The sequence below is a fragment of the Streptomyces sp. NPDC029674 genome, assembly GCF_044903205.1.
Lineage (GTDB): Bacteria > Actinomycetota > Actinomycetes > Streptomycetales > Streptomycetaceae > Streptomyces.
The window spans coordinates 398754-412776 of the sequence record NZ_JBJDPY010000004.1 but is presented as its reverse complement, the minus strand read 5'-3'; the positions used below and the strand labels follow the sequence as shown (position 1 = coordinate 412776).

At 69.7% G+C, this 14023-nt stretch carries 10 protein-coding genes; 9 read left to right on the top strand and 1 reads right to left on the bottom strand.

The window, feature by feature from the left end:
• Positions 1–159: 159 nt before the first annotated feature.
• Positions 160–324 carry a hypothetical protein gene (locus tag ACI2L3_RS12405; protein WP_404752523.1) on the bottom strand — a complete coding sequence of 55 codons (165 nt, stop codon included), beginning with the start codon at positions 322–324 and terminating at the stop codon, positions 160–162.
• Between ACI2L3_RS12405 and ACI2L3_RS12400 the strand changes: the two genes are divergently transcribed.
• From ACI2L3_RS12400 to ACI2L3_RS12360, 9 genes are all read left to right on the top strand, one after another.
• Entirely contained in the window at positions 278–1231 is a 954-nt protein-coding gene (locus ACI2L3_RS12400; protein WP_404752285.1) for an alpha/beta hydrolase family protein, read from the top strand. The two genes, ACI2L3_RS12405 and ACI2L3_RS12400, sit on opposite strands and share 47 nt — an antisense overlap.
• Before the next feature lie 172 nt (positions 1232–1403).
• Positions 1404–1970, top strand: a complete 567-nt coding sequence (locus tag ACI2L3_RS12395) for a SigE family RNA polymerase sigma factor (RefSeq protein WP_404752284.1) — start codon at positions 1404–1406, stop codon at positions 1968–1970.
• A complete protein-coding gene (locus ACI2L3_RS12390; RefSeq protein ID WP_404752283.1) occupies positions 1967–2821 on the top strand; it encodes a hypothetical protein in 855 nt (284 codons plus the stop codon). The genes ACI2L3_RS12395 and ACI2L3_RS12390 overlap by 4 nt, the downstream gene beginning before the upstream one ends.
• Before the next feature lie 76 nt (positions 2822–2897).
• Entirely contained in the window at positions 2898–3728 is an 831-nt protein-coding gene (locus tag ACI2L3_RS12385; RefSeq protein WP_404752282.1) for a pectate lyase, read from the top strand.
• A gap of 207 nt (positions 3729–3935) precedes the next feature.
• Entirely contained in the window at positions 3936–5174 is a 1239-nt protein-coding gene (locus ACI2L3_RS12380; RefSeq protein WP_404752515.1) for an aromatic acid exporter family protein, read from the top strand.
• A gap of 370 nt (positions 5175–5544) precedes the next feature.
• Positions 5545–7371 (top strand): endo-1,4-beta-xylanase, encoded by a 1827-nt coding sequence (locus tag ACI2L3_RS12375; protein WP_404752281.1) that lies wholly within the window; start codon positions 5545–5547, stop codon positions 7369–7371.
• 160 nt (positions 7372–7531) lie between these two features.
• A complete protein-coding gene (locus ACI2L3_RS12370) occupies positions 7532–10288 on the top strand; it encodes a glycoside hydrolase family 48 protein (RefSeq protein WP_404752280.1) in 2757 nt (918 codons plus the stop codon).
• Positions 10285–11817, top strand: a complete 1533-nt coding sequence (locus ACI2L3_RS12365; RefSeq protein WP_404752279.1) for a cellulose binding domain-containing protein — start codon at positions 10285–10287, stop codon at positions 11815–11817. Before ACI2L3_RS12370 ends, ACI2L3_RS12365 begins: the two co-directional genes overlap by 4 nt.
• A 116-nt stretch (positions 11818–11933) precedes the next feature.
• Positions 11934–13988 (top strand): glycoside hydrolase family 6 protein, encoded by a 2055-nt coding sequence (locus tag ACI2L3_RS12360; protein ID WP_404752514.1) that lies wholly within the window; start codon positions 11934–11936, stop codon positions 13986–13988.
• Positions 13989–14023 lie beyond the last annotated feature (35 nt).

Sequence of the window (14023 nt, the reverse complement as noted above, 5' to 3'; positions counted from 1 at the left end):
CAGAAGTCGACGATGATTTCGGGGTGAACCGGGCCTCTCGCTACCCATTCACCGCACCGGTTCACGGTTGGTGATCATGCGGTCACCTGGCTCGGCACGGACCCGTATCAACCGGTGAGCGGAAACCCACAGGCACGCGACCCGGCTGCCCTCCTCCGCTTATATTCCCGAACCGTTGAACGACGGCCCCTGCTGGTGACGCGCGTCAACCTGCGGGAACAGCGGCACCTTTCGCGTCCCGCCACCAAGCCTGCTGCCGTCCACCACGATGAAAGGAATGCTCGTGAATCTCTTCGCCCGCAGATCCGTGACCTCGCCGAGCACGGAAACTCCCCAGCGCCCTCGGCACCGCCGACGCCGGTTCGGCCCGCTGAAGACCCCTCTGGTCGGCGTGGTGACTCTTGTTGGATTTGCTGCCTTGCTGTCACCGGGTGCGAGCGCCGCGGAGAACCCCTACGAGCGCGGCCCCGCCCCCACCCCCGCGAGCATCGAGGCGGCGAGCGGCCCGTACACCGTCTCGCGCACCACCGTCCCCTCGTTCTCCGCCACCGGCTTCGGCGGCGGCACCATCTACTACCCGACCACTACCGCCGAGGGCCGTTTCGGGGCGGTGGCCATCTCCCCCGGCTACACCGCACGCCAGTCCTCGATCGCCTGGCTCGGCCCGCGCCTGGCCTCCCAGGGCTTCGTCGTCTTCACCATCGACACCAACAGCACCTACGACCAGCCGGCCAGCCGTGGCCGCCAGTTGCTGGCAGCGCTGGACCACCTGACACAGCACAGCAGCGTCCGCGACCGGGTCGACGCCACCCGGCTCGGCGTGATGGGGCACTCGATGGGCGGCGGTGGAACGCTGGAGGCCGCCAAGAGCCGGCCGTCCCTGCGGGCCGCGATCCCGCTGACGGGATGGAACCTCGACAAGACCTGGCCCGAACTGCGGACTCCGACACTGGTCATCGGAGCGGACGGCGACACCGTGGCCCCGGTCTCCTCGCACTCGGAGCCGTTCTACCAGAACATGCCGTCCTCGCTGGACCGGGCCTACCTGGAGCTGAACGGCGCCACGCACATCACGCCGAACTTCTCCAACACCACGATCGCCAAGTACAGCATCGCCTGGCTCAAGCGGTTCATCGACGACGACACCCGCTACGAGCAGTTCCTATGCCCGCTGCCGCGCCCGAACTCGGCCATCCGGGAGTACCGCGGCAACTGCCCGCACACCTCCTGAACGAGGGCGAGGCGAGCAAGGGTGCCCGCGACGTCTTCCCGTGGAGTTTCAGACCAAGCGGTTGCTTACTGCTACTCTTGCGCATCTCATCCGGACATTCATAAGCCGCACACATGACACACACAGGTGCCGGATTCCGGGACCCCTAGGTCGCTGCGAGGAGACATCGCCCGTGGGCTCAGTCGTCGACGACACCGCCTCCGTGGAGTTCCACGCCTTCTTCGAACGGCACTACGCCGAATTGGCGCGGCTCGCGCACCTGTTGACCGGCGAGGCGGATGCCGCCGACGACCTGGCCGCGGACGCGCTGCTCGCGCTGTGGCACCGCTGGGACCGAGTGCGGGCGAGCGAGCACCCGGTGGCGTACGCGCGAGGCGTGGTCGCCAATATGGCCCGGACACGGATACGCATCGCGGTGCGCGAGCGGCGGCGTGTCGCGCTGTTCTGGGCGCAGCGGGAGGAGAAGACAGAGAATCCGGACGTGGCCGGGGTGGTCGACGTGCAAGGGGCGCTGCGCAGGCTGCCGTTCCGGAAGCGGGCATGTGTCGTACTGCGCCATGCGTTCGACCTGTCCGAGAAGGACACCGCGCTGGCCCTTGGCGTGTCGGTCGGTACGGTGAAGAGCCAGACGTCGAAGGGGATGGCCGAACTGCAGCGGCTGCTCGGCACGCGGAACGCTCCGCGTAAGGTGCACTCGGCGATGGCGCGTACCGGGACTGCCATCGGAAAGGACCGATGACCATGCGGCGGGACGTGCACGACGAGCTGCGCACCCAGCTGCACGAGGCGGCCGAGGCGCACCGGCCCGACCGCGCGCGGATCCTGGCACGGCTCGAACGCGGCATGGCGCAGGAGGACCTGCCCCGTTCCCGGGCGGCCCGTCCGCTCCGGTTCGGCTGGGTGCGCGCGGTGGGCGTCACCGCGGCGGTCGCGGGGATCTTCGCCGTCGGCGGTTACGGCATGGCGGCCGTAGTGCACGGCGAGCCTCCGCAGCAGCCGGTCGCGGTCTCGCCGACCCCCACCTCTACCCCCGCCCCGTCGACGGACGCGACACGCCGGGTGCCCTCGCCGGTGACCCCGGCACCCGCGCATCCGGCGCCCGCGGACCCCACGCCGAGCACCTCCCGCGAGCCCCGCGAGCCGAACGCCTCCCCGTCCCGTACGCCCGATACCGGCGCACCCGCCGCCGGTGAACAGGCCGGGCCGCTGTGGTCGGACGGCTCCGTGGACCCGCACAGCAACGACTTCTGGGCGCAGAGCAATGTCACGCTCAAGACGCGTGAGGAACTGACCGCGCTGACCGTCGAGTTGCGGATCGCCCGGACCGGCGGGGTCGCCTCCACCGGTGCCTGGCGGTCGCTGCCCGAGTCCGACTTCACACTGACGATCGCCGAGAAGGACGGCTACCTCGTCCACAGGTGGGTGCTCAAGCAGGGGCGCACGGTCCCGGCCGGCCAGTGGGTGTTCGCCGGGCAGTACAACCACGCCCGTGGTGGCCGGGACGCCCGGGATGACCGCTACGCGGTCACCGCCCGGACGCGGAGCGGACAGCTCACCGTGTCGGGCGACTTCGCCCGGCACGACGACTGATTGCAAAATAGCGGCAACCTTTTCCCCACCCGTGGCGACCAGAAGGCGCAAGACCTTCCCCACGCAAGGAACAGGCATGACTGCACGAACTGAACAGCGCGTCCGCCACCGTCGCCGGCTCACCAAGCGCCGGGCGGTGATCGGCGGAGCCGCCGCCCTCGGGCTGACCGGTGCGGCGATCGTCACCACGACGATGCTGTCCCCCGCCGGGGCCGCCTCATCCTGGCCCACGGATACCGGCAGCAAGCCGGTGTCGAAGACCATCCCCGTCTCCGGTGAGTACGACGGCGGGATGAAGAAGTTCTACGGCACCGGCGCCCTGGGCGGCAGCGGCCAGGACGAGGGCCAGTCCCCCATTTTCGAGCTGGCCGACGGCGCCGTCCTGAAGAACGTCATCATCGGCACGCCTGCCGCCGACGGCGTCCACTGCAAGGGCAGCTGCACGCTGCAGAACGTGTGGTGGCTGGACGTCGGCGAGGACGCCGCCACCTTCAAGGGCAAGTCGGCGTCGGCGACGTACAACGTCATCGGCGGCGGGGCGAAGAAGGCCGACGACAAGGTCCTCCAGTTCAACGGGGCCGGCAAGCTCACCGTGACCGGCTTCCAGGTCGAGGACTTCGGCAAGCTCGTCCGCTCGTGCGGCAACTGCAAGACGCAGCACAAGCGCACGATCGTGCTGAGCGACATCGACGTGACCGCGCCGGGCAAGTCGATCGTCGGCGTCAACCAGAACTTCGGCGACACCGCGACACTGTCGAAGATCCGCATCCACGGCGACACGAAGAAGAAGATGAAGACCTGCGTGCGCTTCAAGGGCAACAACACCGGCAAGGAGCCCACCCAGCTGGGCAGCGGCCCCGACGGCACCACGTGCCGCTTCTCGGCATCGGACATCACGTACAACTGAGTCGTAGCTGACTGACGCACGTCGGCGCCGTCGCCACCGCGCGCGGCGGCGCCGCACCGCCGCCCCCTCACCCGCACCCTCACCCTCACCCTCACCCTCACCCTCACCGGTGCAGGTGCCCGCTCACCAACACTCGTCCGAGCGGCGTCAGAGGGGTTCCTGGGGCTGGAGTGTGGTGAGAGGCTCATGATCGGGCACGTGAAGGAGATGCCGGACGTATCAGCCCCCGTGATCAAACTGGTGCGGCGGACCACCGAGCCCGTCGCCGTGCAGACGCTGCGCTCCACGGCCGCCGCCGTCATCTCCTTCGTCGTCGCCCTGATGGTCCTGCCCGCGCAACCCGCTCCCCTGACAGCCCCACTGACCGCACTCCTGGTCGTCCAGGTCACCCTGTACGCGACCCTCACCACCGGTATCCGGCGCGTGAACTCCGTCGTCGTGGGTGTCCTCATCGCCATCGGCTTCACCACCCTGGTCGGACTGACCTGGTGGAGCCTGGGCCTGACGATCTTCACCTCGCTGATCATCGGCCGTTTCGTGCGAGTGAACGAGTTCGTGCCCGAGGTGGCGATCAGCGCGATGCTGGTCCTGGGCGTTTCCCAGGCCACGTCCGCGGCCTGGCACCGGGTGCTGGAGACACTGATCGGCGCCGGTGTGGGACTGCTGTTCAACCTGCTGTTCGCTCCCCCGGTGTGGACCCAGTCGGCCGGGACGTCCATCGACGGGCTGGCGCGCGGAATGGGCCACATGTTCCGCACCATGGGCGCGGAGATCGCCAAGGGTCACCTGCCCTTCCCGCACGCGGCCGCCCGGCTGCACGAGGCGCGGCGGCTCGACCACGACATCGTGGAGGTCGACGCCTCGCTGCGGCAGGCGGAGGAGAGCCTGCGAATGAACCCGCGTGTCCGGGAGGGGCTGCTGTCCCGAGTGGTGCTGCGGACGGGTCTTGACACCCTGGAAATCTGTGCGGTGGTACTGCGGGTGCTGACCCGGAGCCTCACCGACCTGGCGAAGTTCCGTACGGAGGAGGCACTGTTCCCGCCGGACGTGTCGGCCGGCCTGCAGGAACTGTTCGAGCAGTTGGCCAACGCCATCGAGAGCTTCGCCCGGCTGATCACCACCCAGGTCGCCGCCAACGCGGAGCAGGCCGAGGAGGGGCTGACCGCCGCCTTGGCCGCGAGCCGGGTCACCCGTGACCGGGTCGCCGACATGCTGCTGGAAGACGTGCAGGAGCACCCCAGGCAGTGGCAGCTGCACGGCGCGCTGCTCGCCGAGGTCGACCGGATCCTGGACGAGCTGGACCTCGACAAGCGCACCGAGCGCCTCTTGCAGGAGCTGGACCGCCGCTCGGCGGAGCACAGCGAGCGCTACCCGAGGCTCGCGGCGCTGCGCCGACGGCTGCGCGGCGACAGCGGCACGGAGCGGCGGCCGGCCGTGGAGGCCTGAGAGCCTGTCTTTGAACCCCCGGAGGCGCAGACGACATCGGCGTAACGGGCCCTGATGCCGCCCAGCCGTCAGGGCGGATCACCTTCCGGTTGTCGTCCGGATTGCGGTTGTGGTGGTTCCTGTCTGCGGAGGGCAGGCGCAGCCCGAGCTGTCGTCGTTTTCTTCAGTTGCTCCGCAAGTTTCGACCCAACTCCTTGACAGGTGCACCCCGCTACAGCACTTTGGGAGCGCTCCCACACCTTCAAGTCTTGCACTATCTCCCACCAGAGTCGCGGGTAGGAGGCCGAGCGCCGTGACCGGTTGAACCCTGTCGCAGGGCGTTCGGTGACATTCGAGCATCCCCCTCCCGCATTCGGAGAGAGGAACCAGCATGACGCCGGCGCCCATACCCCCCGCCCGAAGACGGGCGTCTCGGAGCATCGCCGCCCTGATCGCCACCCTCGCCCTCGCGGCGGCCTCGATCGGGCTCACACCGTCGCCGGCGTCCGCGGCCGAGCCGCCGACGCTGCATCAGCTCGCCGACGCCAAGGGCAGGTACTTCGGCTCGGCGACCGACAACGGGGAACTGTCCGACGCCCCGTACACCCAGATCCTGGGCTCCCAGTTCGGGCAGATCACCCCCGGAAACTCCATGAAATGGGACAGCACCGAGCGCACCCAGGGGCAGTTCAGCTTCTCGGGCGGCGACCGGATCGTGGACTTCGCCCAGGCGCACGGCCAGAGCGTCCGCGGCCACACCCTGGTGTGGCACAGCCAGTTGCCCGGCTGGGTGGGGCAGCTGCCCGCCTCGCAGGTGCGCCCCGCCATGGAGAACCACATCGCCGAGGTCGCCGGCCACTACCGCGGCAAGGTGTCCGCCTGGGACGTCGTCAACGAGCCCTTCAACGAGGACGGCAGCTTCCGCGACTCGCCGTTCCACAACGCCATGGGCAAGGATTTCGTCGCCCACGCCCTGCGCGCCGCCCGGGCCGCCGACCCCGACGCCAAGCTGTACATCAACGACTACAACGTCGAGGGGCTCGGCGCGAAGAGCGACGCCCTCTACGCCCTCGCCCGCGACCTGAAGGCGGCAGGCGTGCCGCTCGACGGTGTCGGGCTGCAGGCGCATCTGGCGATCCAGTACGGATTCCCGAACCAGATGCAGCAGAACATCAAGCGCTTCGCCGACCTCGGCCTCGACGTGGCCATCACCGAGCTCGACGTGCGGATGCAGTTGCCGAAGGACACGGCGAAGGAGGCCACCCAGGCCGACTACTACCGCCGGGTCACCGAGGCCTGCCTGGCCGTCACCCGGTGCGTCGGGATCACGGTCTGGGACTATACCGACAAGTACTCCTGGATCCCCGGCGTCTTCGACGGCGAGGGCTCGGCCCTCCCGTGGGACGGGAACCTGCAGCCCAAGCCCGTCGTCATGGACGCGATCCGCAAGGCCCTCGGCGACACCGGCGCGGTCGACACCCGGGCCCCGAGCGTGCCGTCGGGGCTGCGGGTGACCGGCACCACCTCGGCCTCCGTCTCCCTGACGTGGGACGCCGCCACCGACGACACGGGCGTCACGGGGTACGACGTCCACCGCGGCGGCACGAAGGTGGGGACGGCCTCCGGTACGTCCTTCACCGACAGCGGGCTCGCCGCCTCCACCGCGTACGCCTACACGGTGCGGGCCCGCGACGCCGCCGGGAACGCCTCGGCGCAGTCCGCTCCGGTGAGCGCGACGACGCAGCCGGCGGGCACGGGCGACGGCGCCCTGAAGGTGCAGTACAAGAACAACGACCAGTCCGCCGGCGACAACTCGATCAAGCCCGGGCTGCAGCTGGTCAACACCGGTGACTCGGCCGTCGAGCTCTCCAAGGTGACCGTCCGCTACTACTTCAGCAGCGGGTCCGGCGCCACGACGTACAGCACTTGGTGCGACTGGGCAGTGCTCGGCTGCGGGAAGCTCACGCACCGGGTCGTCGCGATGAGCGGGCCGAAGGACGGCGCCGACCACTACCTGGAGGTGGGCTTCGCCGCCACGGCGGGCAGCCTCACCCCGGGGGCCTCGAGCGGCGAGGCACAACTGCGGTTCAACAAGAGCGACTGGTCGAACTTCAGCGAGGCCGACGACTACAGCCGCGGTACGAACACGTCCTTCGCGGATGCGCCGAAGATCACCGTCCACCTCGACGGCCGGACGGTCTACGGCACCATCCCCTGAACCGCGGTCCGGGCGGCCGGCCCCGCCCGCCCGGACCGTTCCGGCGGCACCACCACCACTCCCACCCGGACCCCCTCCTGGAGGACCTGTGTCCGCACACCCCGAAGTGCCCGAAAGATCCGAAAGATCCGCGTTACTCTCCCGGCGTTCCTTCGTCGGCGTGACCGGCGGCGCGCTCGTCGCCCTCGGCGCCGGGCAGGCGTTCGCCCGGCCTGCCGAGGCCCCTGCCGGGTCCGCCGCACAAGCGGCCGCCGCCGACGGCCCCTACACGGAGGCCTTCCTCACCCAGTACAGCAAGATCAAAAACCCGGCCAGCGGCTACTTCAGCCCGGACGGTATCCCCTACCACTGCGCCGAGACCCTGATCGTCGAGGCTCCCGACCACGGCCACCAGACGACCTCCGAGGCGTTCAGCTTCTGGATCTGGCTGGAGGCGGCGTACGGCCGGGTCACCGGCGACTGGGCCCCGTTCAACAAGTCCTGGGAGGTCGCCGAGGCCTCGATCATCCCGCCGCACATCGACCAGTCCACCAACGACTCGTACACCCCCTCCAAGCCCGCCACCTACGCGCCCGAGCACCCGCAGGTCACCAGCTACCCGTCCGAGCTGAACTCCTCCGTCGCCGTCGGCTCCGACCCCATCGCCGCCGAACTCGCCTCCGCGTACGGGACGATGGACGTCTACGGCATGCACTGGCTGATGGACCTCGACAACGTCTACGGCTTCGGCAACAAGCCCGGCACCGGCGACGAGCTCGGCCCCGGCAAGATGGCGTCCTTCATCAACAGCTACCAGCGCGGCGCGCAGGAGTCGGTCTGGGAGACCATCCCGCAGCCCAGCACCGACCTCTTCAAGTACGGCGGCCCCAACGGCTACCTCGACCTCTTCGTCAAGGACTCCTCGTACGCGAAGCAGTGGAAGTACACCAACGCCCCCGACGCCGACGCGCGCGCCGTGCAGGCCGCGTACTGGGCGCTGACGTGGGCGACGGCGCAGGGCAAGGCGAGCCAGGTCTCCGCCTCCGTGGCCAAGGCCGCGAAGATGGGCGACTACCTGCGCTACTCAATGTTCGACAAGTACTTCAAGAAAATCGGCGACTGCACCAGCCCGACCGGCTGCCAGCCCGCCTCCGGCCGCGATGCCCAGCACTACCTGCTGTCCTGGTACTACGCCTGGGGCGGCTCCGCGGGCACCGGCGGCGGCTGGGCCTGGCGCATCGGCGACGGCATCGCCCACCAGGGCTACCAGAACCCCTTCGCCGCCTGGGCGCTGTCCACCATCCCCGCCCTCACCCCCAAGTCACCGACAGCGAAGGGCGATTGGCAGAAGTCCCTCACCCGGCAGATGGAGTTCCTGCGCTGGCTGCAGTCCTCCGAGGGCGGGCTCGCCGGCGGCTGCTCCAACAGCTGGGACGGCCAGTACGGCACCCCGCCGGTCGGCACACCGACGTTCTACGGCATGGCGTACGACTGGCAGCCCGTCTACCACGACCCGCCGAGCAACAACTGGTTCGGCTTCCAGGTCTGGTGCATGGAGCGCGTCGCCCAGTACTACTACGTCACCAACAACGCGACCGCCAAGGCAGTCCTCGACAAGTGGGTGGCCTGGGCCTCCGAGGAGACCACCGTCGGCGCCGACGGCAGCTACCGCTTCCCCGCCACCCTGCGCTGGACCGGCGCCCCCGACACCTGGAGCGCCACGAACCCCGGTGCCAACACCGGCCTGCACGTAGCGGTCGTCGACTACGGCGACGACGTCGGCGTGGGCGCGGCGCTGTCCATGACGCTGATCTATTACGCCGCGAAGTCCGAGAACGCCGACGCCGCCGGACTCGCCAAGTCCCTGCTCGACGCCATGGCCGAGCACGCCGACGCCAAGGGCATCGCCGTCCCCGAGACCCGCCGCGACTACGACCGCTTCGACGACCCGGTGTACTTCCCGGCGGGCTGGTCCGGCACCTCCCCGCAGGGCGTGAAGCTGGGCTCCGGCACGACCTTCATCGGGATGCGGCCGTGGCTCAAGCAGGAGCCGGGCTGGTCGAAGGTGCAGACGTACCTCGACGGCGGCGCCCCGCCGGTCTTCACGTACCACCGCTTCTGGGCGCAGGCGGCGCTGGCGCTCTCCTTCGCCTCGTACGCCGAGCTCCTCGGCGACGAGGGCGGCCCCGGCGGCGGTGACACCACCGCGCCGACCGTCCCGACCGGCCTGAGGGTGACGGCGACGACCGGCACCAGCGTGTCGCTGAGCTGGACGGCGTCCACCGACGACACCGGCGTCGCAGCGTACGACGTCTACCGCGACGGAACCCCGGTCGGCACCCCTACCGCAACCACCTACACCGACACCGGGCTCTCCGCCTCCACCGCGTACCAGTACCGGGTCGCCGCCCGCGACGCCGCGGGCAACGCCTCCGCACTGTCCGCCGAGGTCACCGGCACCACCAAGGCGGGCGGCGGTACGGGCGGGGCCAAGGTCCAGTACAAGAGCACCGATTCCAACGCCACCGACAACGCCATCCGTATGTCCCTGAAGGTCGGCAACACCGGCGGCGGCGCGCTCAGCCTCTCCACAGTGACCGTCCGCTACTACTTCACCGGCGACGGCGGCCCGTCCACGTACAGCACCTGGTGCGACTGGGCGATGCTCGGCGCCGCCAACATCACCCACCGGGTGGTCGCGATGAGCAGCCCGAAGACCGGCGCGGACCACTACCTGGAGGTCGGTTTCAGCGCCGGCGCGGGCAGCGTCGCCGCGGGCGGCGACTCCGGCGAGATACAGCTGCGCATACACAAGAGCAACTGGTCGAACTTCAACGAGGCCGACGACTACAGCCGCGGCACCAACACGTCGTTCGCGGACGCCTCCAAGATCACCGCGCATGTCGGCGGCGAGCTCGTCTGGGGGACGGCGCCATGACGGGCCGACACCTGCGCGGTGCCCTCGCCGCCACCGCCGCGAGCATCCTGCTCGCCGGGCTCGCGCTGTTCACCGGGGCGGGCCCGGCGGCGGCCGCGCCGGTCACCGACTGCACCCAGTGGGGCACCACCGAGCTGCAGGGCGGCGCGTACACGTACCAGCAGAACGAGTGGAACTCCTCGGCCCGCCAGTGCGTCAGCGTGGACACCGCGACCGGCGCCTGGAAGCTGACCGAGGCGAACTTCTCGCTCACCACGGCGGGGCCGCCCGCCACCTACCCGTCCAGCTACAAGGGCTGCCACTGGGGCGCGTGCACGACGAACAGCGGCCTGCCGATCCGGGTGAGCGAGCTGGGCAGCGCCCGGTCGACGTTCGACACCACGCAGGTCGCCTCCGGTGCCTGGAACGCCGCGTACGACCTGTGGTTCAACTCCACGCCCACCACCGACGACCAGCCGGACGGCACCGAGTTGATGATCTGGATCAACCACCGCGGCGGCGTCCAGCCCATCGGCTCCCGCACGGCGACGATCACCGCGGACGGCCGGACGTGGGACGTGTGGACCGGTCCCGGCGCGTCCGGGTGGAAGGTCATCTCGTACGTGTTGCAGGGCGGCGCCACCGCGGTGACCGACCTCGACGTGAAGCGCCTCGTCGACGACGCCACCGCGCGCGGACAGATCAACCCCGCGCACTACCTGATCGACGCCGAGGCGGGCTTCGAGATCTGGCAGGGCGGCCAGGGACTTGGCGTGAACTCCTTCTCGTTCGACGTCGGCAAGGGCTCGGGCGACGGGGACACCACGCCGCCGACCGCGCCCCGCAACCTGCGGTCCACCGGGGCGAGTTCGTCGTCCGCCTCGCTGGCCTGGGACCCCGCCACGGACGACGTCGGCGTCACGTCGTACGACGTCTACCGCGGCGGCACGCGCGTCGGCTCCACCGGCGGCACGACGTACACCGACACCGGACTGACGGCGTCCACCGCGTACAACTACACCGTGCGCGCCCGGGACGCGGCCGGGAATGTCTCGCCGCCCACCGGTCCGGTGAGCGTCACCACTGAGCCCGGCGGCGGGACCGGCACCGGCAATCTGAAGGTGCAGTACAAGACGAGCGATACGAGCGTCACGGACAACGCCATCGGGATGAACCTGAAGGTGGTCAACACCGGCAGCAGTACGCAGAGTCTGAAGGACGTCGAGATCCGCTACTGGTTCGACGACTCGGCCTCCTCGTACACCACCTGGTGCGACTGGGCACAGATCGGCTGCTCGAACCTCACCCACTCGGTGTCCACGAACGGCACCACGGCCGGGGCCAACCGCTACCTGAAGGTCAACGTCACCGGCGGCACACTCGCCGCGGGCGCCTCGACCGGCGACATCCAACTACGGCTGCACCGAGCCGACTGGTCGAACCTCAACGAGGCCGACGACTACAGCCACGGCACCGCCAGCGCATACACGGACGCACCAAAGATCGGCGTCTACTCCGGCGGCCAACTCCTGTGGGGCACCGCGCCCTGATCAACCCCCCGGACACCCTTATCCGAGAGGAACACCGAGCAACGATGAACACCACCATGCACCTCAGACGCAAGAGCCGCTTCAGGAGGCTCGCGGCGCTGCTGCCGGCGCTCGCCATGGGCGCCACGCTCAGCGTCGCGCTGCCCACCGCACCGGCCTCGGCGGCCGCGGCGGCCCGCGTCGACAACCCGTACGTGGGCGCCAAGCCGTACGTCAACCCCGACTGGTCCGCCAAGGCGAAGGCCGAGCCCGGCGGCTCCGTCATCGCCGACCAGCCCAGCTTCGTCTGGATGGACCGGATCGCCGCGATCACCGGCACCTCCAACGGCCGTGGCCTGCGCGCCCACCTCGACACCGCGCTGACGCAGGGCGCCACGCTCTTCCAGGTCGTCATCTACGACCTGCCGGGCCGCGACTGCGCCGCGCTCGCCTCCAACGGCGAGCTGAAGGCGGAGGAGCTCGGCCGGTACAAGTCCGAGTACATCGACCCGATCGCGGAGATCCTCGCCGACCCGAAGTACGCGGCACTGCGGATCTCCGCGCTGATCGAGCCGGACTCGCTGCCCAACATGGTCACCAACGCGGGCAGCTCGGCCGGCTCCACGGAGGCCTGCCGACACGTGAAGGAGCTGGGGTCGTACCAGAAGGGCGTCGGCTACGCGCTGAACAAGCTCGGCGACATCCCCAACGTCTACAACTACATCGACGCGGGACACCACGGCTGGCTCGGCTGGGACACCAACTTCGACCCGGCGGTGGACGAGTTCAAGAAGGCCGCCACCTCCGAGGGCGCGACGGTTGACGACGTCGCCGGCTTCATCGTCAACACCGCCAACTACGGTGCGCTGAAGGAGCCGAACTTCAAGGTCACCGACTCGGTGAACGGCACCACCGTGCGCCAGGCCAAGTGGGTCGACTGGAACTACTACGTCGACGAGCTGTCCTTCGCCCAGGCGCTGCGCGAGCGCCTGGTCAGCCGCGGCGGCTTCAACCCCGGCCTCGGCATGCTCATCGACACCGCCCGCAACGGCTGGGGCGGCACCGCACGACCCACAGGACCCGGCCCGCAGACCTCCGTCGACGCCTACGTCGACGGTGGGAGGGTGGACCGCCGCATCCACACCGGCAACTGGTGCAACCAGCAGGGAGCCGGAGTCGGCGAACGCCCGCGGACCGCGCCCGAACCGGGCATAGACGCGTACGTGTGGGCCAAGCCCCCGGGCGAGTCGGACGGCAACAGCCAGCCCATCGACAACGACGAGGGCAAGGGCTTCGACCGGATGTGCGACCCGACCTATGAGGGCAACGCACGCAACGGCAACAATCCGACCGGCGCCATGGCCAACTCCCCGCTGGCCGGCCGCTGGTTCTCCGCACAGTTCCAGATGCTGCTGACCAACGCCTACCCGCCGCTGAACGGCGGCGGCGACCCGGGCCCCGACACCGAGGCGCCGAGCGTCCCGGCGGGACTGAAGACGACGGGCGCCACCTCGTCGTCGGTGTCACTGTCCTGGACCGCCTCGACGGACAACGTGGGCGTCGCGTCGTACGACGTGTACCGCAACGGGACCCTCGTCGGCTCCACCGGCGGCACGACGTACACCGACAGCTCTCTGACCGCCTCGACCACCTACCAGTACAAGGTGCGGGCGCGGGACGCCGCCGGGAACGCCTCGGCCCAGTCGGCGCAGGTCACCGGCACGACGACTTCGGGGGGTGGGCCGGGCACCGGCAATCTGAAGGTGCAGTACAAGACGAGCGATACGAGCGTCACGGACAACGCCATCGGGATGAACCTGAAGTTGGTCAACACCGGCAGCAGTACGCAGAGTCTGAAGGACGTCGAGATCCGCTACTGGTTCGACGACTCGGCCTCCTCGTACACCACCTGGTGCGACTGGGCACAGATCGGCTGCTCGAACCTCACCCACTCGGTGTCCACGAACGGCACCACGGCCGGAGCCAACCGCTACCTCAAGGTCAACGTCACCGGCGGCACACTCGCCGCAGGCGCCTCGACCGGCGACATCCAACTGCGGCTGCACCGAGCCGACTGGTCGAACCTCAACGAGGCCGACGACTACAGCCACGGCACCGCCAGTGCATACACGGACGCACCGAAGATCGGCGTCTACTCCGGCGGCCAACTCCTGTGGGGCACCGCCCCGTAACCCGCAAGGCCTGACGCACGTACGGCACGACGCGC